This window comes from Brucella anthropi ATCC 49188 (genome assembly GCF_000017405.1).
In the GTDB taxonomy this organism is placed as follows: Bacteria; Pseudomonadota; Alphaproteobacteria; order Rhizobiales; family Rhizobiaceae; genus Brucella; species Brucella anthropi.
Genome location: NC_009670.1, coordinates 1 through 20,764 on the forward strand (window position 1 = coordinate 1; position 20,764 = coordinate 20,764).

Genomic DNA, 20,764 nt, shown 5'->3' on the forward strand with positions numbered 1-20,764 from the left:
TTCAGATTCGCATTTTCGAGAATCATCGTCAAGAGTTTTCGGCGCCATTTTGGCGAACAAATTTCTTTTGCCTGTTGACAGGTAGAAAACGATGCAGACAGGAAATGTTTCAACGCCGTTCGGACGGCGTCCGATATCTCTTGCCCTCGTACGGCGGCAACTAACTGCCGGGGAAATCAGGGCGGGCAAGAGCGTAGACAAGTGGAAAGTGTTCCGCGACGCCTCGGTGGCTATCGAGTTGTTAGGGATCCAGTCAAACAGCCTCGCGGTCCTAGACGCGCTTCTGAGCTTCTATCCCGAAAACGAGCTTCGTCCGGATGCGCAACTCATTGTTTTCCCATCAAACATCCAACTGTCACTGCGAGCGCACAGCATGCCTGGTTCGACGCTTCGGCGGCATATCGCGGTTCTGGTCGATGCGGGACTGATCGTCCGAAGGGACAGCGCTAACGGCAAGCGTTATGCGCGGAAAAATACATCCGGCACAGTCGATCACGCGTTCGGTTTCGACCTGTCTCCCCTGCTCGCTCGTGCTGAAGAATTCGCAATGATGGCCCAACAGATATTGGCCGACCGCGCGGCCCTCAAGAAAGTCAGGGAGGCGCTGACCGTTTGCCGGCGGGACGTCAGGAAGCTAATCACAGCGGCTATGGAAGAGGGGGCTGACGGAGATTGGCAAGCTGTTGAGGACACGTATGTGGGGCTCATTGCCCGTATCCCACGCTCCCCGGATCTCAGCCAGGCGACGGCCATGCTCGATGAGATGGGAGTACTGAAGGAAGAAGTACTCAACCGACTGGCAATGCACGATAAAGTCATAAATAATAGCACCAATGCTGCCCATATTGAGCAGCACATACAGAATTCAAAACCCGAACCCCTAAATGAACTTGAACCACGCTCCAGAAAAGAGCTGGGAGCAAAGCCGAGTGCCGTTAGTGGAAGACGGAGTGAGCCGCCGAAGGTGTTCCCATTGGGATTGGTGATGAAGGCATGCCCGCAGATTGCGGATTACGGCAAGAACGGAGAAATTGTGCACTGGCGAGATTTTATGTCCGCTGCTGTCGTCGTGCGCTCAATGCTGGGTATCAGTGCTTCCGCGTATCAGGAGGCCTGTGAGGTTCTGGGGCCTGAAAACGCTGCGGTGGCGGCGGCCTGCATCCTCGAGAAGGCGAATATGATCAATTCTCCGGGAGGATACCTCAGAGACCTGACGCGGCGAGCCGAGCGCGGGGAGTTCTCGATCGGGCCTATGGTGATGGCGCTCCTCAACGTTAGTCGGCGAGAGGCTCGAAGCGCAGGATAGGTCTGGCGGGAACCCTTGGGTCTCGTTTGGTCTTGGTGCGGCGCTGGCAGTCTATTGCACTGCCGAACCACGAGGCATAGGCGGCCAACGGTTTTCATCGCCGATGGTGCCGTTGCAAAATCCTGGCGGGAACAGTTGAGAGGGCCGGAACGCATCACACATTTCTTCTGCTGGGCGAAAGAGCGATGTCAGAAGGCTTGGAAACGGGATCGCTACAAAACCCCATGGCCGCGTCATCCATATCTTGATCGGCGCTACCTCTTGCGAACGCGGCAATGTGCGTATGAGCATCTAAGACAGGAGATACATTAACGAGACCTCCTGCGAGCTCGGCCATGAATTGAAGGTTGTACCTGCGCCACGTTTGAGACAGCGTTTGCGCGAAGGTTGTCGAGCTGAAACTGGCGAACGATATCTATGCAACGCGCTCGGCAGCGCGAGACTATCGCGCCACAAAAGATTGTTCGACCACTTGCGCAGCCCGCTAGTCGCGGGATTGATTTACCTTTCGGTTTCGGCCGTTACAGCCGCAACCCATCTTCCGCGGTTTCCGGAAGCACGGTAGAGCGTGGGCGACCCAAATGGATAAAGTGCATCTCAAATTACCGCTTGCCGACGTGGATATGGGAGAGAAGCGCCTGCTAAAGACTTCAAAACTGCGACAAAAATTTAATCGATATCCATCGGGTTTGGCAGGCGGCCGTACATTCATTCCAAGGTAATGATATCGACCTGGCCGATCTCCACAATCAGCAGGTCGGTCGATCTAGGAGTGTTGCGTATTGGTTTCGTCGAAAGGAGTTTTGGGACGCCGTTCATCAACAATCGACGCGGCAGTCTGCAATGAGAAGGAGCCAGGAGGAGGATCTGGTCGGGTATCGTTGCCTGGACGCCTCGTATGGGATCTAAAAAGCGCAGGCGATGTCCTCCCTTTCACGGCAGTGAAAAAAAGACCGGAAATCTCCTTCTTGGAAAATGACGAAGGCAAGTATCTCGGCAATGTCTTCGTTGAAAGCGTTCCGGTCATCGATCACATGTCCAGAAAGCCGTGTCCGACATCTGCGCTGACAGAGGCTACTGTCAGAGCAACTATCACAGTTAGATGGCCGCTTTCACCGTTCCGGCGCTGTTTCTCGGATCTGGCTTCCTTGAACTGCCCGCGATAACACCAGCAGGATCGGGGTGAAGACCTCAATCTGTTGGACGAAACTCCAAGGCAAACCCCTCCAAGTCCATCGCGGTGAACGAGGATGAGGTCGCAGGCTTCAGCGGCACAATCCTGCTTGAAGAGGGTGGCTCATCGTTGAGGCAAAACAGATAGACGGAAGGTTGACGTCACACGTTTGCTCGATAGGCTGTCCGATATAGAAGAGGACTGCAGATCAAGGGCTAGCTGTGTTAATATGAAGGTCCGACTTTCTGACAAAAACAACACCAGTTGGTCGGCAACATCTTGTGGGAGCTCCCACAGCAACTAATGCGCTGAAAATAAAAAGATTTTTGAAAACCGTCTTTTTCCCTGTCGCGACTGTTGGTCAATTTGCATACCTGTAGACGGTTTTCGATAAGCCATGTTGTGATTTCCCCTGCCCGCAATTCGTTCCGCCAACCGCGGCGATGCCGAAGGAGTATCAGATGTTGTATCCTTTGCTGTCGATTTGAGCCGCGCGTTCAAAGCCAACAGACTCGACGTTGTTTGCTCCCGCGATAATTAACTGCCGTGATTTTTTGTGTCTGTTGATTTTGGTGCGCAGGACGGCGGCGACGGGGGAGTTATGTACCATGAGCGCTTGGGCCATTGCCGAGCTTGTCGGATGAGTTGACTCGCGATCAGAGGTGGCAGAGAAGATCATGTAGCAATAGAGGATAATCAATGGCTGACGAAGAAATCCGTACCCCTGCTGAAGGGGACCCGCAGACTGAGATTGAACAACGAGGTCCGAAGTCGCCTTCCAAGTCAAGAAGCGTTGCAGGTGGCAAGGCCCGTGGGGACACGAAAAAGCAAGTAAGGCGGAAAAGCCGCGGTCTAACCGAACTGGAGAAGCTCGACCGCGTTCGCCACATTGATGAGCACGTTGCGGCTGGCGATACCCTCAAGGCCGCGGTTGAAAAGGCCGGGATATCTGACCAAACCTATTATCAATGGAAAAAAGCGCTGGGACCCGCTCCCCAGTCAGGAATTCCAGAAGATGATGAGTTTGCCGAGTTTGTTCACCTCGAAGAAGAGAACCGTCGGCTGCGCAAACTCCTGGCAGAAAAACTTCGGGCGGAAAACGCCGATTTGCGTCGAAGGCTGGGTTTGAAATAGCCATCATATTAAGGTTTATCGAGCCATAGGAACGCATGAAGCTGATGAGCATGCGCTTTATAACGGGCCCAAGTCGATTGGTCTTGGGACTCTATTTAATTCAGACATACGACCCATGAGAACACCACGACCCAATTTTGTCGTCGAGTACAAGACGAACAGGCGCCAAGTGAAGCCAAGAGGAACCTCAATTTGGGGCAGTCTCGATTTGCAGGCCGTCGCTCGACAAATCGAAGTCGATGGGATGGTACCGGGTGATTTGGCAAACGCGGGCACTGCACCTCGCTCGCTAACGCCTGATAGTGCATCGCCGGTATCGATTCTGGAATCGCAGCCAGAACCACATCAACATACGCTTTCTTCGGGCGGCGAACGAATGCCGGAGCAAAGCCCGGATGTCGGCGCGCTAGACGATCAGACTACCGAAGCCGCATTAATGGTTCCGGCGCAGGATGACGATTCAGCAAAACCGGTGCCAGGCCGAGCTCAGGTGCGGAAGGGGAGGGGAGCCAAACGAGCACCTCCGATAGCCCCTAAACTCTTCAGAACGGAGGACGACGACACAGCGCCAAGCGTACTCGCGTTGCTTGAGGCTGACAATCGCTACCTAAAACGACTGATGATGAACAAGCTTCGTGAAGAAAACGAGTGGATGATGTCCAGGCTCAATCGCTTGCCGAGGTGAGGCCGTCCGGATCGCGCGTCACGTGGAATCTGGTGGTTGCCTTTTGATGCTCTTCGTCTGAAGGTTCAACGAGCTTTTGCTGCAAGCTCTCCCATTGGTGTCCCACCTCTAAGAACAGGGCGCGCATAGCACATGCGCTCGAAGGCTTTTCGAGCGGATCACCGTCTACATCCGTGGTTTTTCCAGGGGTCTTAATATGGCGGACTACGTACATCCAGTTCGCCTCAGCTGCGGCGCAGTTTGGTCAAGCTCCCGAATAGAGCGCACAAACAACGTCCCGGCCGGTTCTGCGATTACAGTGAGGTTATGCGAGCTGCAATAAGCAGTCTGCTCTTTGGCCTCTTCATGGTCTTCACTTTCACATGGATTCTCATGGAAGTTTGGTCGAACTAGTCCCGATTTCTCGGGGTCTTGAGACGGATCTGGTGAGGGGGTCTGCCGCTCTTGACGGTAGCTATACCGAACATTGGGTTCGTGTTGGATCGTTGGTGCGAGCCCTATGCGACGACAATACCCTCGTCTGACATAGGCTGGAAATGCACATCATTAGCTGGTGTTCCAGATTGACTGGCAAAGATTTTGACAGGCCCTGTCGACCCGCATCTGTCATTGGATCGCATGTATCTGTTACTCCCCAACACCGGGGCCCTTTAATAATCGTCGGCTCATTGTCGTAGCGCCAAGAAAGAACATAAAGAGAACGAAGGGGTGAGTTAGCTTCGTCACCCGACCCCTTGTTGGCGGTGCGCCTTTCCGTGCGCCCGTCGAACTTCCCGTCCGTGGCCCGAGCTTTGCGCGCTTGAATATCGAACACACCGATTGCCGTGCCGCGGGAAGTGGTGAATGTGTTCGACGCCTGTTATGGCAAGAATGTGGATGAAGAAAAGATCCCGCCTCTTGAATCTTTGCCCTGGCTTGATCTGAATCTATTGCAGAACCCAGAGGGGAGGGGAGGTGATTGCCCACCGATCGGCGGACATGTCGGCAGAAGCGGGCAGCGTCGGATCGCGGCATCATGGATTTTCTCTGTCCAACGGGTGAGGGGATGAGCCCATCACACTGAACCATCAAGAGTCGGACAGCATTGCCCAAGACGCGGAATCTTGCCGATCAATATGCACCCATTGATCCGCAGAGGATACTCAATCGAGATTCCGTTAACCGCTACGCACATTCCCCAGCGATTTAATGCAAAGCGTCGTCGAGCGAGACTATATGAGTTGCTGCAAATGAAAATTGAGCGACGAGGACGTGCCGTTGCAAGGCCTTTTGACCGTTTGCGCCAAGCAAGTTTTTCCAAAGAAACCGATACCAGCTGGCTTGGATCGAGCAATGGATAGCCGGTGAAATCGAAATTCCAGAAGCTCGGCATAACTACATGCAACTGCTGCAGGAGCAGTGCTCACTGCAAAAATACGCCCAGGACAGATACTTTCAGGCGTGCAGACAAATGATGCGTGGAGCGACAATCTTTCCCGCTCGGCCAACAGGCGATCGCCTCGCGCAATGACCGTGCTGATTGACCCGGATCCCGGCGCACATCGGCGAACATGGAGTTCATTGCGACGGCCCAATACTCTCAACAACTTCGTAACGCTGAACAAATGAACCTAAGCCCTTATTCAATAACGCAAGTATACTCTCTGAGTTGACGGGGACTGTTACTACTTTTTCTATGTTCATAACCGGCCACTCCATCTCGGGGTCGGCTACTATATCTGCGCGCATTTCTTTCAAGGCGCGCTGAGCTTCTTCATGACTGTCAAAGAAAACATCTGGAATGCCGGTTGGCTTCCAACGCTCCTCGGCGGTTACACCGGCATTTGAATATGTGTAAAAGGTGAAGGCAATGTCCTGTGCCAATGGTTTCTCCTAAAGCAATTTCGGCGGTGCGCCCCCGCCGTTCAATGCTCATTGACCCCTGGTGATCGGGGGATTCGAAACCGCATACCACGGCCCCATGGCCTTTAGTTCCGGAGAACCTATTGCATACGCCACAGGTCCCCCGACCGCAAAGGTCAAGGAGTCTGGTGCCTTACGGGTGGCACCAACCGGGTATGAGGGGTTTCGACGCCCCGAAGCGGCGCGTACCGCTTCGCTGCGGACGATATGTGATCTTGTTGAATTTGTCCTGAAATTTCTTCGATTATCTTCGATCACGGCTCCCTCGACATTGCGAATATCGGCATATCCGCAGAATGGCGTGGAAGGGGCCTGTGGCAGTCAAAATGGGCGCTAGGTGAAAGCCTGGAGTGTTTCGCCAGCCAACTTTCCAACGGTCCGGATGGAGGTTGCCGCTCTTTAGTGACATTTCGTTCGCTAGCAGCGGCTTGATCGAGCCGAGCCTGATGAAGCCGGCTCAAGACGCCGCCGGCTTGCCCTCTCGGGTGCCGCTTGCGAGCCGGCGGCGGCAAGGGAAGCTTCGCCGCGGCGGGCAGGTGGCGCTTGTGGTTCCGGACCTGCCGGCAACTCCCGCCGCGCCCTTGCCTCCGCATGCTCTTCGCGGCTGTCAGATGGGGTCCCGCAAAATGTGTGGGAAGGCAACCCAAGTGGAAAAGAGGGCGGCAAGAAATGCCGAAAAGAGAATGGAAAAGAAAGAAATCCAGGAACTGCGCATTCGTGTGCCATGCTCTGCGGTGCTGGAAAAAGCGGGCTTCGTCATCGATCTGAAAGAGAGCACCCTGCGGGCGGTAAAATATCGCCGTGACAGCGAAATCATCATCATGATTCATGACGGTCACGGCTGGTTTGACCCGCTTTCCGAAGCCAAGGGTGATGTATTCTCGCTCGTCGCCCATCTGGATGGCGGAGGCTTTAGGGCAGCACGCGATCGCGTCGCCGAGTTGATCGGCTATGTCCCGCAAGGAACCGCCAGACGCACGGTTAATCGTGTCCGAGGGCCAAACCTTGCAATTGCCGAACGATGGAACCGCCAACGCCGGCCATGGCCTGGTTCTCAGACCTGGCACTATCTCTCCGAAATAAGGTTGTTGCCATCGCATACACTCCATGCTGCCATTTCCCAGAACGCTGTTCGCGAAGGACCTTACGGCAGCATGTGGGCCGCCCATACGAACGATCTTGGCGCCATTACGGGCTGGGAGGAGCGAGGCCCGGAATGGAGGGGCTTTTCGACCGGGGGAACAAAGGTTCTGTTTCGCCTCGGCCGGTCTGTGGCGTCCCGGCTCTGTGTCACTGAAGCGGCGATCGATGCCATGAGCCTTGCTGCCTTCGAGGGTCTGCGTGATGGCACCCTCTATCTCAGTACCGGCGGGGGCTGGTCTCCGGCAACAGATGCGGCGCTGCGCATGCTTGCCGCCCCTTCCGGTGTCCAATTGGTCGCGGCAACGGACAATAACGCGCAGGGCGACACGTTCGCCGATCGGCTTCGAACCCTTGCGGAAGAGGCGGGCTGTGGCTGGCAGCGATTGCGGCCTCCTGCAGATGACTGGAACGAGGCTCTGCAGGAGAGGGAGGCGGAAAGAAGAAAAAGAAGGGGGGAAAGGGAAGGCGTGCCGCATTCGCGCCAGCCGCATCAAGGGAAGCTTCGCCCGGCCTGAAGCCGGCCCTTGACCCGGCCGGTCACGATGCCGGCGGCTGAGAAGGGGTAATGAAGGACTGAAGTGGATGGTGAGGTCGAGAGGGCAGCGCCGCGCATCGGTCCGGAACAACTCCCAGGGAGCCGAAGATGAATACCTCACCCGCAATCCGCAAGGTCTATCAGGGGGTCGCCGATCGCCACCAGATGTTCCGCATGTTCGACCGCCACGCCCAGCGACCTGATCGTTGGAACGATGATGCGACAGCGCTCTACAGCGGGGAATGGTTTGAGATCCGCGAGAGCGAACACGATTACATGTTCGAGATCCTGCCACCCCTATGGATCCGGGGGTCGTTGTTCGCCATGCGCGAGTTTCTGACCGGATCGATCACCAGCGTCTTCTTCGCGCTGCGCATCGACGGAACCATCCGCCACTTCCACGGCTATTGCGATCTTTCAGACACGTCTTCTGTCGAAAACATGCGGCTCGCCATCACCGAGCGCGAAACCCGGCCGGTGCGTGCCATGACCCGGGATGAGCGTCTGGACCACATCTGGAGCAGCACGGCCGATGATTATCGGGGCTATGCCACTGATCGCTGGCCACACGCCTCACGCGGCAAGAAAACGATCATCCTCTATGGTGGCGCGGCCGGCACCACGCTCAAGCTGCTCGAAGACCTGACCGACGACGAGATCGCTGCGAAACTGCCCGTGCATCTGCGCCACCTTCCCGTTTCCATCGCAGCGTGAGGGGGCGTGACATGGCCGACTATCATTCTCCCACCGTGGTAACCCCGAACGTCCCGTTTCACGACGTCACCCCTCTCGAAGCTCTCCTCTTGCCGCTCGTGTTCGATGAAAGTGCCGAAGAGGACGGGTTCTATTTTCATTCCTGGTGTGGGCCTTCCCACGTCATTACCGTAGGTATCGGCGAGCTTCGCGAGGCTCTTCATGCGTCCCAAAGCACCGAATCTAGGATCACCGTCTACGTGACCAAGCTGCTGGAGGAGCACGAAGCCACCCCCGAGGAAGATCTTCCGGATGATCTTGATATCGATCTGACGGCTGGGCCGGGCTGGGACGAGATCCTTCAGGATATCGCCCGTCGTTCATCCATATTGGACGAGATCGTCGTCACCGCGGCCTTCACCTGCACGAAAATGCGCGCAGACGGCTTCGGCGGCAGTGTCATGCGCATCACGAAGACGGCGATCCAGTATTCCTCGACGACCGACATGCTGGAGCGCATGTGGAACGAGCACCCAACGCAGCCGGCGCCAGACACCGGCTCGAATGAAACCGGTGGCCATGACACCCGGAGCCGTCTGGAGGGCATCGCCGCCGCCGCGGGTTGGGACAGTTTCACGTTGTCGCTGCAAATCTCCCGCTGGCTTGACCAGAACCGGCACACCGAAGCGCTGGCCGGCTATCTCGACGGCCTCGCATCCGACGAGACGGACTGACGTCAGTCCGACCACAGAACCCCGTCATCGAAGGAGCGATCCGGATGCCCACCACATCTCTCTTCTCGCCGTTCCGTCGCATCAACACGGGGACGGCGTCTGCTGCTGAAGTTCGAGCGCTCCTCTCGAGGCACGATACAGCACCCATGTCCCTGCGACGCTTCACCGGTATCCTGCATGCAGGTGAGTGGTTCGAGCTCGACGAGCCCGCGGCGCGCGCGATGGCTGGTCTGTTTCTCGGCCGTCTACGGCCCGGTGGTCTTATCGTGCTCCCAGGGCGGCGCCCCGAGCAGATCCGGTCCGTCTCTTCAGCCTTGTGACCAGTTATGGCGAACGCTGGTTCCACGGTTTCGTCAGCGTCACCGATCCCGCCGTGACGCCTGAGGCCATGCGGGCGGCGATTGTCGCGCGGGAGACCGGCGAACCTGTCCCGTACATCCGCGAGGAAGAGCTCGAACGCATCTGGAACGGCGCGGGTAGCGATGGCGGCTATGCCGACGACGTCTGGCCGCCGGGCAATAAGGGGTTCAGGACCATTATCGTCCGCAAGCCGGGCTTCAGGCCCGTTCTCAAACTTCTCGTCCACCTGTCTCCCGACGAGGTGCAGCAGCTTTTGTCGGTACCCTGACCGCCATCCGCAACGCCGCAGTCAATCAACATTCATTCCGACCAACTGGCCCGGAGCATCGTTTCGGGCCTTTCCATTTTCAAAAAGGACAACCCCATGGACGACCTCGAAACCACCATCGTGATCAACCCGGCGATCCCACTCGTCGACATCACCGAACTCGAACGGCTGGTTCTCTCCAGCGTGTTCGACGCAGGCGAGGTCGACAACGCGCTATTGCTCTATACCGACCGCGGCGCCGCCCTGACGTTCAGCCTGGCGGCGGGCGATCTCTCGGCAGCCTATGAAACGTCTCGCCGTGTGCCCAAGAGCGAACTGAATCGGATCGTTGCCGAATGCTGGCGTGACCAGATCGATGGTCGGGACAGAATAGAAATCGATCTGCGACCGAGCTCCTGGGAGTTCATTCTGCAGGACATTGTCGCGCGCTCCGAAACGCTTTCGGAAGTGCGCGTGCTCGAATGGTCCCGGCATTCATCGCAGAGACCTGACAGTTTCAGCGCCAGCATCATGCTGATCACCGCAACGGAATGCGCCGGCCGTTCCAGCGACAATCTCTTTGAGGATCTGCGCGCTGCGACCGAGACACAAAGGCCCGCCGAGGGCCTGCGATACCCGCCCGGTGCGCCTGATCTCTCAAATGCCGATCCGGTTCTTGCGCGTATGCGCCGCACGATCGACCGCCAGATCACAGGGCGTTTCCCGCACGACCAGTTCATGCTCGATCGGGGCGGTCGCAACTCGCTGACCACCATCCGCCGGTTCATCGAGTCCTTCGCCACGTCGGCGCCAGTGATCGCCGACATTGATAGCCGGCAGTTGGACGCGGCCCTGTGCTGCTGGGAGGCCATGCAGGACTACCGCATCCTGTTCGAACACGACAAGCCGCTGGTGCGGAACATTCATGCTCTGATGTTGCACTGGACCCAGCTCGGTTCGATCGAACTGCGGCGCTGGGCGCGGCCGGCTGCCATCTATGCGCTTCAGATCCATGACCATCTTGGACGGGAGCTGATCGATCGTCATGCCCCGTTCCACTACGGATTTATCCCGGCAGTCCTCGAAGTGCTCGAATGGACGGAAAATGGCCCGGACTTCGCAACAACGCTCGAGGACGCCGCCGTCCGCGTGCTGAAGAAGCTCGACGTGCAGCAGGGAGCAAACCGATGAGCGAGCAAGCCCCATCTCCCGCAATGTCGGCAGCTGGAAAGGATCCTGGCGATCCTGCGCGCAGAAAGCATTTCGTCCATGTCTACGCCGTGGTCCGGGTGAAGGTTGAAGTCGATGCCGAAAACCACCGGGCGACCATGGCCGCGGCTGACGAACGTCTGTTCGGCAACGGATTTGCCGTCAGCCTCAATCCCCGTGGCAACGGCGTGATCGAGGCCGATTATGCCGGGGAAGTGGTCGGTTATCTCGTCGATGAGGTGGACGACCCGGTCTATGAGAGAACCCGGAACTATGGTGCGGACCACCAACTGCAAACATTGGATGAGGGACGCCGGCGTCTGCCTGTCACTTTATCGGAGGACCTGCGCGTGACGCTGACGTTCGTACCCCAGATCTGGCGCGACGATCAGGCGATTGAGGACGATGTCTCCGAGCCGACAGACCGGACCGTGTCGCGGTCGCTGCTTCTCGAACGGTTTCCGACAGAGGCGGACTGGTATGCCAAGGCTGAGATCAGGGATGACCTGCGTTACGAAGGTGATGCTCCGCAATGGATCCGGGACTGGCCCGGCCCCTTTGAAGTACGGCTGGACGATGACGTTGCGGACGTCTGGGATGGCGCCGATGAATAATGAGCGTCTTCTGCGGTGCCTCCGAGCTCACCCTGATCTGTTTGGCGATGACGATGAACGGTCCCGCCGCGAGACACGCCTGATCCTGCGTTGCAAGGCGCGGCTGATGTCCGAATGGAACGCCCGCTCCGAGCATGTACGGCTGGAGGCCGACCGTCGTTTCTGGTTCCGGACCCTGTGAAGGGAAGGGAAGGGGAGGGAAGGAGAAGAAAAGAAGACCTCTGCCGCATGTGGCTCCGGCCCGTCAAGGGCGGGCTTTGCCGCTAAAGCGGCCCTTGACCGGCCATCGCCAATGCGGCGGTGAAAAGCTGGATTGGAAGGTCCGAAAAGACGCGAAAAGCGTCGGGGAGCTTCCGCTCCATCCCCGAAAAACAGCGATCACAAAGCCACGACATGCCCCGGCGGATTTTATTCCGGCCGCGCGATCGGTCGCTCAACAGAATGGAGAAGAGCATGCCCAGCAAGTCCTTCACGTCAACTTCAATTCCATCGTTTGCCGGTCGGCCTGGTGGATCGGAAAGCCGGTTCATCCCGGCGGCTGCCAATGACGACGATCCGGATCCGACGCCGCCGTCACCTGCGGCCGCCGCAAGGCCAGCATCGGTGGCGAATGAGATCCCGCCACTTCCCATCGCGGTTTGAGGGAGGATCGAACATGTTGACTTTCCCGGTCCAATCCATCCTCGACGTCATCGCACGTGGTCGAGCCGATGCAGAAGTCAATGGCGGCTTCCGTGACCCCTATTATGGGCTCGAACCCGGCAAGGGCGAGAAGCCCGGCCTTTGGCTCGTCGGGGACCACGGGGTTTACGTCATGTCCAACGGAAAATTGCCTGACAACGGCAAGCCGCTGGTCATCTATGCCGAACAATGCCACCCCGAGCGAAATGACGACTGGTTCGAGGTCAAACGCCAGACCTTCGGCGGCGACGACGGTGTCGATTTCATCGATGCCGAGAGCCTCGAAGCAATGATCGCCGCCAGCCCCGGCGGTACGCATCTCTCTTTCGCCTTCGATGACGACGCGATGCAGATCTCGGTCATTCAACGCGGCTGACGCATCGGCGTCCGCTACAACCACAACCTTTCCCCCTTCCACGCGAGCGTCATGCCGGTTCACCCGGTCGATGACGCTCGTCTTTTTTCAGGAGCATTCACCAGATGTCCAACGATTCCTTTTCCCTCGATATGTTCGGCAATACCGCGCTCTCCTCCGGGCTTGGTTTTGGCCTTGGCATGAACGAAGAATTTGCCCCCGAACCGGCCACGCCTGAAAACACAAGCGCCGCGCCTGAAGCGCCTATCGTCCCGTTACCGGTTGTCGCGGCGAAACTACCGTCGCCTCGCAAGATGGGCGATCGTGCCAATTTCTATCTCGATGACGATGATCGCGACCTTCCGAAAAGCTGGAAGGAGCGCGCCAGGATCAATGTCGCCGCCATCCTCTCCGCCAACGAGATCGAGAAGCTCGATATTCCGGTGACGCGCGAACACCAGAAGCGGCTGATCCGCTTCACCGGTTTCGGAGCCTCCGAACTGGCGAACGGCATGTTCCGTCGCCCCGGCGAGGTCGAATTCAGGGACGGTTGGGACGATCTTGGCGGTTCGCTGGAAAGTGTGGTTTCAGAGACGGATTACGCCTCGCTGGCACGTTGCACGCAATATGCTCATTTCACGCCCGAGTTCATCATTCGCGCCATATGGGCAGGTCTTCAACGTCTGGGATGGCGCGGCGGCCGCGTTCTTGAACCGGGAATCGGTACAGGCCTATTCCCGGCCCTGATGCCGGAGGCATTCCGCGCCTCCAGCTATGTCACCGGCATCGAACTCGATCCGGTCACCGCCCGGATCGTCCGCCTCCTTCAGCCGAAGGCGCGGATCGTCAATGGCGATTTCGCCCGCACCGATCTTGGGGTGATCTACGATCTTGCCATCGGCAACCCGCCGTTTTCTGATCGAACGGTGCGCTCCGACCGCAACTATCGCAGCCTGGGTCTCAGACTGCATGATTACTTCATTGCAAGGTCGATCGATCTGCTGAAGCCAGGCGCTCTCGCCGCTTTCGTCACCTCCCACGGTACGATGGACAAGGCCGATACGACGGCCCGTGAGCATATCGCGAAATCGGCCAACCTTGTCGCCGCCATTCGCCTGCCGGAAGGCGCGTTTCGCGCAGATGCCGGGACCGATGTCGTGGTCGACATCCTGTTCTTCCGCAAACGCAAGGCCGGAGAGCCCGAAGGCGATGTCACCTGGCTTGACGTCGACGAGATCCGGCCCGCCACCGCCGATGAGGGCGCGATCCGCGTCAATCGCTGGTTTGCCAGACATCCCGTCTTCGTGCTCGGCGACCATGCCCTGACCTCCGGGCCCTTTGGCGAGACCTATACCTGCCAGCCGCGTCCCGGCGAGAACCTTGAGGGTCTGCTGAAGGACGCCATCTCGCTGCTTCCCGAACATCTCTATGATGGCGAGCCGAGTATCATTGATCTCGATCTGGAAGAAGAACTCGCCGAGATCGTCGACCTGAAGCCCGATAATGCCAAAGTCCGCGAAGGCAGCTTTTTCCTCGACAGCCAAAATTCCCTCATGCAACTGATCGACGGCTCCCCCGTGCCTATCGGCATACGCAAGGGTCGCGGCGGCGACGGCATTCCGGAAAAGCATGCCCGCATTATCCGCAAATTGCTCCCGATCCGCGATGCCGTTCGCGAGGTGCTGAAAGCCCAGGAACAGGATCGTCCCTGGCGGGATCTTCAGGTCCGGCTGCGCATCGCCTGGGGGGCCTTTGTTCGGGAATTCGGCCCGATCAATCATACTACCGTCTCGATCAGCGAGGACGAACAGACCGGTGAGGTCCGTGAGACCCACCGCCAACCGAACCTGGCGCCGTTCAGGGACGATCCCGATTGCTGGTTGGTCGCGTCCATCGAGGACTACGACCTCGATACCGACACGGCAAAGCCCGGTCCGATCTTCTCCGAACGGGTAATCGCGCCACCGGTTGCGCCTGTCATCACCAGCGCCGGGGATGCGCTTGCGGTCGTGCTCAACGAACGTGGCCGTGTCGATCTCGAACACATCGCCGAACTGCTGCACATGTCCGCCGAGGAGGTGATCGAAGAACTCGGCGAAGCAATCTTCCAGAATCCCACCGACGGCTCCTGGCAGACCTCCGATGCCTATCTCTCGGGTCCGGTTCGGACCAGGATGACAGAAGCGGAAGCAGCGGCCAAACTCGATCCAGCTTTTGAGCGCAATGTCCGTGCCCTGCAGGCGGTCCAGCCGGCCGATCTTCGGCCTTCCGATATTACCGCCCGCCTCGGTGCTCCCTGGATCCCCGCATCCGACGTCGTGGATTTCGTCAAGGAGTTGATGGGCGCCGAGATCCGTATCCACCACATGCCGGAACTCGGCAGCTGGACGGTCGAGGCGCGCCAGCTTGGATACAGTGCAGCAGGTACGTCCGAATGGGGCACCAGCCGGCGCGATGCCGGCGAACTGCTCGCCGATGCACTGAACTCCCGCGTGCCGCAGATCTTCGATACGATCAAGGACGTCGGCGGCGAGCGGCGCATCTTCAATGTGATCGACACCGAAGCAGCGCGCGACAAGCTTCAGAAGATCAAGGAGGCGTTCCAGAAGTGGGTCTGGACCGATCCGGATCGCACCGATCGATTGGCCAGAATCTACAACGACCGGTTCAACAACATCGCGCCTCGGGCTTTTGACGGTTCGCATCTGAAACTGCCGGGCGCCAGCGCCGCCTTCCGCCTCTATTCTCACCAGAAGCGTGGCATCTGGCGCATCATCTCCGCTGGTTCCACCTACCTCGCGCATGCTGTCGGGGCGGGAAAAACCATGACGATGGCCGCCGCGATCATGGAGCAGAAGCGTCTGGGCCTGATCGCCAAAGCCATGCAGGTCGTGCCAGGACATTGCCTTGCACAGGCCGCCCGAGAGTTCCTGGCGCTCTATCCATCCGCCAACATCCTTGTTGCGGACGAGACCAACTTCACCAAGGACAAGCGGGCGAGGTTCCTCTCCCGCGCCGCGACCGCGACCTGGGATGCGATCATCATCACCCATTCGGCTTTCAAGTTCATCGGTGTTCCCTCCGCCTTTGAACAACAGATGATCCACGACGAACTGGAGCTTTATGAGGAATTGCTGACCCGGGTCGACAGCGAGGATCGTGTCTCACGCAAGCGGCTGGAACGATTGAAGGAGGGATTGCAGGAACGGCTTGAAGCGCTTTCGACGCGCAAGGACGATCTTCTGACCATCTCCGAGATCGGTGTCGACCAGATCGTCGTTGATGAGGCCCAGGAATTTCGCAAATTGTCGTTCGCGACAAATATGTCGACGCTCAAGGGCATCGATCCGAACGGTTCGCAGCGCGCCTGGGATCTCTATGTGAAATCCCGCTACATCGAAACTCGCAATCCCGGCCGCGCGCTGGTGCTCGCCTCGGGGACCCCGATCACGAACACGCTCGGCGAGATGTTCTCGATCCAGCGGCTGCTCGGACATGACGCGCTTGCCGAACGTGGCCTGCACGAGTTCGACGCCTGGGCAAGCTGCTTCGGCGATACGTCAACCGAGCTGGAGATCCAGCCGTCCGGCAAGTACCGACCCGTCAGCCGCTTTGCGAGCTTCGTGAATGTCCCGGAGCTGATCGCCATGTTCCGGGCCTTCGCCGACGTGGTGATGCCCGACGATCTTCGCGAATATGTCAGGGTGCCGGCGATTTCGACCGGCCGCCGCCAGATCGTCACCGCCAAGCCGACGCCTGCCTTCAAGATGTATCAGCAGATCCTCGAAGCGCGCATCAAGGCAATCGAGATGCGTGAGGGACCGGCGCAGCCCGGTGACGACATTCTCCTGTCGGTGATCACCGACGGCCGCCACGCGGCGATCGATCTTCGTCTGGTCATGCCGGCGAATGATAACGAGGACGAAAACAAGCTGAACATGCTTGTGCGCAACGCTTTCCGGATCTGGCAGGAGACAGGTGAAAGCATTTTCCGCCGCCCGGATGGCAAGGATTACGATGTGCCGGGTGCTGCCCAGATGATTTTTTCCGATCTCGGAACCATGAATGTCGAGAAGACACGTGGCTTCTCCGCCTATCGTTGGATACGCGATGAACTGATCCGGCTCGGCGTGCCCGCTTCCGAAATTGCCTATATGCAGGACTACAAGAAGACCGAGGCCAAGCAACGGTTGTTCGGCGATGTGCGTGCCGGCAGGGTGCGGTTCCTCCTCGGATCCTCCGAGACAATGGGAACAGGTGTTAATGCGCAGTTGCGCCTCAAAGCCTTGCATCACCTCGACGTGCCGTGGCTGCCTTCCCAGATCGAACAACGCGAAGGACGCATCGTCCGTCAGGGCAATCAGCATGACGAGGTCGATATTTTCGCCTACGCGACGGAGGGCAGTCTCGATGCATCCATGTGGCAGAACAATGAGCGCAAGGCGAGGTTCATCGCTGCGGCGTTGAGCGGCGATACCTCGATCCGCAGGCTTGAAGATCTCGGCGAGGGCCAGGCCAACCAGTTCGCAATGGCGAAAGCGATCGCCAGTGGTGACGAGAGGCTGATGCAAAAGGCAGGTCTGGAGGCCGATATCGCCCGGCTCGAACGGTTGCGTGCTGCCCACGACGACGATCAATATGCCGTTCGACGCCAGATCCGTGACGCCAAGCGTGACATCGAAACGGCGACCCGCCGGATCGCTGAGATCGGTGAGGACTTGATACGGCTGATTCCGACCGCGGCGGATTCCTTCACCATGACCGTTCTGGGTGAGGTCCACGATGAACGCAAGGAGGCTGGCCGGGCACTGATGCGGGAAATCCTGACGCTCGTACAGCTTCGCCAGCATGGGGAGGTTCATCTCGCATCGATCGGCGGGTTCGATCTCATCTATGAGGGCGAACGGTTTGGCAAGGCGGACGGTTATCGTTATGCGACGCTGCTGCAGCGCACCGGTGCGGACTACGAGATCGACCTAGCCGTCACGGTAACGCCGCTCGGGGCGATCTCCCGCCTCGAACATGCGCTCGACGGGTTCGGGGAGGAGCGTGATCGTTATCGCCATCGTCTCGAAGACGCCCGCCGACGGCTCGCCTCATATCGCACCCGTGAGGGCGGCAGCTTCGCCTTCGCTGAGGAACTTGCTTTAAAGCGTCGCCAGTTGAGCGATGTCGATGAGGCATTGGCCGCCTCGATGCGTGAGGAGAGCCACGGTGTTGAGCAGGCAGCCTGATCGCTTCCATCGCTTGTCCCCGCTGATCGGGGGGGACAAGTTGTATTTCTACGCTGCCTTCGGCTGTTCACATACGCAGAACCGCCGGAATTGCAAAATAGTCAAATAATTTGTATATTCCGATTAAATTGAATGGAGCGTGACCATGAAAAAGTTTTCGACTGTCGAACTGCTGCGTGACATCAAGACCGTGACGATGGCAGCTGATCGTCAGCCTGTTGCGATCACGCAGCATCGCAAGCCAAGATATGTGCTGATGACCTATGACGAGTTTGAGGCGTTGAAAGGCAGGAGCGATCCCCGCCGGGTCTACGGCCCCAATGAAGCACCAGCTGACCTCGCGGCGATGGTCCTGCCTGAACTGGACAGGCTGATCGAGGAAGGGCGTGACCCCAATGGTTGACGGACCGTCGAATGGCTCTGTCATTTCCTACCCCTATCTTTGGGCATGGCAACGCGACAAAGGGGAGACGGAGGGTCGAAAAGAACGGCCCGTCTGCATGGTTCTTGCAATCGCCAAAGGTAGCCAGACAAATCTCATTCTGCTGGCAATCTCGGGAACACCACCACGTTCAGATCAGACAGCGCTCGAGATCCCGCAGCTCGAATGCCGCCGTGCCGGTATCCGAGATTGGAAAGATGCCTGGATTACTGTGTCGGAATTCAATCACGACGTGGCAGAGACCTCCTTCCACTATGACCCGAACATGGAAGTGCTGGGATCGTTCAGCAAAGGCTTTCTTTCCAAGATTGCCGCAGCCTTCAAGCCGTATCTCGCAACCTTGAGCGCAAAAATCAGCCGTATCGACTAAATCTCATACGCGGCACACAGGGTCTATCCGTTCTTTTTTCCAGATTTTTGCTTGACCCGGATACGCAGCGGGCGGCCCTCTGCATGCTCAAGATCGAAGGCGTTTGTTTTCCTCACGAGATCGCTCAGCTTGCGAAACCCATAAGTTCGCGGGTCAAAATCCGAAGCGAGATTTGCAAGTTGATTGCCGACGGCGCCAAGCGGCACCCATCCATCCTCGCTTTCCATCTGGGCGATGACCTTCCTGATGATGGGCGTGGCGGCTGTCGGAGGCTGGAGAGAGGCTGTCGCCTGTGCCGTATCTGTCCCGTTCGCGGCAGCCACGGGCAACAGATTTTCGGTATAGATGAAACGCCGGCAGGCCTGCCTGAAACTTTCAGGCGTCTTCTGCTCTCCAAAACCGAAGACGTCGATGCCTTGTTCACGGATGCGAGAGGCGAGGCGGGTGAAATCGCTGTCGGAAGATACCAGGCAAAAACCGTCGAAGCGACCACTATGCAGCAGGTCCATCGCGTCGATGACAAGCGTGATATCGGAAGCATTCTTGCCGGCCGTGTAGGCGAACTGCTGCTGGGGAATGATTGCGTGCCTTGCGAGAACGTCGATCCACGCCTTTGAACGAGGATTGGCGAAGTCGCCATAGATGCGTCGAACACTCGCTTCGCCGATCTTGGCAATTTCTTCAAAAAGGCCATCAACGATTTTCGCGGACGCATTGTCAGCGTCGATAAGCACCGCGAGGCGCGGGGAACGGGGTTCTGCCATGCCAAAGGATCCTGCCTATCACAATTGACTGTAATCCAGCATCAACGAGCGGGTGGCGTGTGGCAACAACCTTGTTTCCCTACGCTCGCGATAGCTGGTCTATAAATTGATGAGCGCTCCGCATCCCCAAGAAAACAGGGAGCGCAACGAGTGCGGCCAGTCGGTCCCGCCGTCTCAGTGCATTTTCTGGAATTGCTCGCCCCAGTCGCGCATCGTTATCAGTATGGGGGCGAGTGAGACACCGAGCGAGGTGAGTTCATATTCTACCTTGGGCGGCACCTCGGGATAAACGATGCGCCGAATGATCCCATCCACCTCCAGCTCTCGCAATTGCAGTGTCATCATGCGGGGTGTGGCTGCCGGGACGAGGCGACACAGTGCGTTGAAACGCAGCTTGCCGTCCAGCAGGTGAAACAGAATGACTGGCTTCCATATGCCGCCGATAACCGACAGCGTAGCTTCGACTGCGCATCCGGTGCGATCGGCGCGGCGCCGCCCCCGTTTCATGCGGGTACTATCGTTCATGATACTACATGCTCAATTTGTATGTACTTCATCAAATTGACTTGTAGGCTTATCTGGAGGCTCTGAAAAGGAGATGCCTCGATGCAACGATACATATTGACCGGAAACGAAAACCCGCGCCTCAAGCTCGCCTCGGCCGATGTGCGCCAGCCGGAGAAAGGCGAAGTTGCCGTAGATCTGCGCGCTGCCTCCCTTAACTTCCGCGACGTGATCATCGCCAGAAACTTCAAAGACGTGGTGCCGCTCTCCGATGGCGCAGGCATCGTGTCGGTCGTGGGCGAACAGGTAGACGGCTGGGAGGTTGGCGATCGCGTGGTAATCGGATTTATGCCGGGATGGGTAGATGGCCCGATCACTGCCGCCAAGAAGGCAACAAGCCTCGGGGGTCAGACCATGGACGGCGTTCTGACAGAGCGCATTGTCGTGCCCGCCGACAGCATCGTGCGCCTTCCGGACGCGATGACGTTCGAGGAAGCCGCGACGCTGCCTTGCGCTGGCGTGACGGCGTTCGCCGCCCTGTTTGAGCGTCGGCCGGTGCAGCCAGGTGAATCCGTTTTGTTGCTCGGCACGGGCGGCGTATCGATCTTCGCTCTTCAGCTCGCTAAAAAGGCAGGCGCCCGTGTCATCATCACCTCCAGCTCGGACGAAAAGCTCTAG

General features: G+C 58.2%; 20 protein-coding genes. 15 read left to right on the top strand and 5 right to left on the bottom strand.

Annotated features, from left to right (window positions below; all coding sequences use genetic code 11):
- Positions 1-91: 91 nt before the first annotated feature.
- The gene (gene repC, locus OANT_RS23855) at positions 92-1,306 is read left to right on the top strand and encodes a plasmid replication protein RepC (protein WP_011982934.1); all 1,215 of its coding nucleotides are present in this window, start codon (positions 92-94) and stop codon (positions 1,304-1,306) included.
- A 1,631-nt stretch (positions 1,307-2,937) separates the two neighbouring features.
- Here the strand turns inward: repC and OANT_RS26805 are convergent.
- A complete protein-coding gene (locus OANT_RS26805) occupies positions 2,938-3,105 on the bottom strand; it encodes a hypothetical protein (protein WP_155275991.1) in 168 nt (55 codons plus the stop codon).
- A 74-nt stretch (positions 3,106-3,179) separates the two neighbouring features.
- Between OANT_RS26805 and OANT_RS23865 the strand changes: the two genes are divergently transcribed.
- Positions 3,180-3,614 (top strand): transposase, encoded by a 435-nt coding sequence (locus OANT_RS23865; RefSeq protein WP_011982936.1) that lies wholly within the window; start codon positions 3,180-3,182, stop codon positions 3,612-3,614.
- 665 nt (positions 3,615-4,279) lie between these two features.
- Here the strand turns inward: OANT_RS23865 and OANT_RS23875 are convergent.
- Positions 4,280-4,513 carry a hypothetical protein gene (locus OANT_RS23875; RefSeq protein ID WP_035226686.1) on the bottom strand — a complete coding sequence of 78 codons (234 nt, stop codon included), beginning with the start codon at positions 4,511-4,513 and terminating at the stop codon, positions 4,280-4,282.
- 1,343 nt (positions 4,514-5,856) lie between these two features.
- A complete protein-coding gene (locus OANT_RS23880; RefSeq protein ID WP_011982939.1) occupies positions 5,857-6,162 on the bottom strand; it encodes an RNA-binding protein in 306 nt (101 codons plus the stop codon).
- A 722-nt stretch (positions 6,163-6,884) separates the two neighbouring features.
- On the opposite strand from OANT_RS23880, the gene OANT_RS23885 reads away from it, so the two are divergent.
- The 12 genes from OANT_RS23885 (at position 6,885) to OANT_RS23945 (ending at position 18,818) form a co-directional block, all read left to right on the top strand.
- Positions 6,885-7,859: a DUF3991 and toprim domain-containing protein gene (locus OANT_RS23885; protein ID WP_035226685.1), complete on the top strand. Its 975-nt coding sequence runs from the start codon at positions 6,885-6,887 to the stop codon at positions 7,857-7,859.
- Between the two features lie 128 nt (positions 7,860-7,987).
- Positions 7,988-8,593 carry a DUF1419 domain-containing protein gene (locus OANT_RS23890; RefSeq protein ID WP_011982941.1) on the top strand — a complete coding sequence of 202 codons (606 nt, stop codon included), beginning with the start codon at positions 7,988-7,990 and terminating at the stop codon, positions 8,591-8,593.
- A gap of 11 nt (positions 8,594-8,604) precedes the next feature.
- Positions 8,605-9,306, top strand: coding sequence for a hypothetical protein (locus OANT_RS23895; RefSeq protein ID WP_011982942.1), 702 nt, complete (start codon positions 8,605-8,607; stop codon positions 9,304-9,306).
- A 316-nt stretch (positions 9,307-9,622) separates the two neighbouring features.
- Positions 9,623-9,934: a hypothetical protein gene (locus OANT_RS23905; RefSeq protein ID WP_049768469.1), complete on the top strand. Its 312-nt coding sequence runs from the start codon at positions 9,623-9,625 to the stop codon at positions 9,932-9,934.
- 96 nt (positions 9,935-10,030) lie between these two features.
- On the top strand, positions 10,031-11,104 hold the full coding sequence (locus tag OANT_RS25180; protein ID WP_011982943.1) for a hypothetical protein: 1,074 nt from the start codon (positions 10,031-10,033) through the stop codon (positions 11,102-11,104).
- Positions 11,101-11,736: a hypothetical protein gene (locus OANT_RS26955; protein ID WP_011982944.1), complete on the top strand. Its 636-nt coding sequence runs from the start codon at positions 11,101-11,103 to the stop codon at positions 11,734-11,736. Before OANT_RS25180 ends, OANT_RS26955 begins: the two co-directional genes overlap by 4 nt.
- Positions 11,729-11,917 carry a hypothetical protein gene (locus OANT_RS23920; protein WP_125269957.1) on the top strand — a complete coding sequence of 63 codons (189 nt, stop codon included), beginning with the start codon at positions 11,729-11,731 and terminating at the stop codon, positions 11,915-11,917. The genes OANT_RS26955 and OANT_RS23920 overlap by 8 nt, the downstream gene beginning before the upstream one ends.
- A gap of 272 nt (positions 11,918-12,189) precedes the next feature.
- Positions 12,190-12,378: a hypothetical protein gene (locus OANT_RS26605; protein ID WP_147284762.1), complete on the top strand. Its 189-nt coding sequence runs from the start codon at positions 12,190-12,192 to the stop codon at positions 12,376-12,378.
- A gap of 13 nt (positions 12,379-12,391) precedes the next feature.
- Positions 12,392-12,793: a DUF3085 domain-containing protein gene (locus OANT_RS23930; protein ID WP_011982946.1), complete on the top strand. Its 402-nt coding sequence runs from the start codon at positions 12,392-12,394 to the stop codon at positions 12,791-12,793.
- Between the two features lie 104 nt (positions 12,794-12,897).
- On the top strand, positions 12,898-18,006 hold the full coding sequence (locus OANT_RS23935; RefSeq protein ID WP_011982947.1) for a helicase-like domain-containing protein: 5,109 nt from the start codon (positions 12,898-12,900) through the stop codon (positions 18,004-18,006).
- A gap of 145 nt (positions 18,007-18,151) precedes the next feature.
- Complete coding sequence (locus OANT_RS23940; RefSeq protein ID WP_011982948.1) at positions 18,152-18,409, top strand: type II toxin-antitoxin system Phd/YefM family antitoxin; 258 nt, start codon at positions 18,152-18,154, stop codon at positions 18,407-18,409.
- A complete protein-coding gene (locus OANT_RS23945; protein ID WP_011982949.1) occupies positions 18,402-18,818 on the top strand; it encodes a hypothetical protein in 417 nt (138 codons plus the stop codon). Before OANT_RS23940 ends, OANT_RS23945 begins: the two co-directional genes overlap by 8 nt.
- A 23-nt stretch (positions 18,819-18,841) precedes the next feature.
- Here OANT_RS23945 and OANT_RS23950 read toward each other — a convergent pair whose 3' ends face one another.
- Both OANT_RS23950 and OANT_RS23955 read right to left on the bottom strand, forming a co-directional pair.
- The gene (locus OANT_RS23950) at positions 18,842-19,582 is read right to left on the bottom strand and encodes an NYN domain-containing protein (RefSeq protein WP_011982950.1); all 741 of its coding nucleotides are present in this window, start codon (positions 19,580-19,582) and stop codon (positions 18,842-18,844) included.
- A 174-nt stretch (positions 19,583-19,756) separates the two neighbouring features.
- Positions 19,757-20,107 carry a winged helix-turn-helix transcriptional regulator gene (locus OANT_RS23955; protein WP_011982951.1) on the bottom strand — a complete coding sequence of 117 codons (351 nt, stop codon included), beginning with the start codon at positions 20,105-20,107 and terminating at the stop codon, positions 19,757-19,759.
- Between the two features lie 81 nt (positions 20,108-20,188).
- On the opposite strand from OANT_RS23955, the gene OANT_RS25185 reads away from it, so the two are divergent.
- A complete protein-coding gene (locus OANT_RS25185; protein ID WP_049768470.1) occupies positions 20,189-20,764 on the top strand; it encodes a zinc-dependent alcohol dehydrogenase family protein in 576 nt (191 codons plus the stop codon).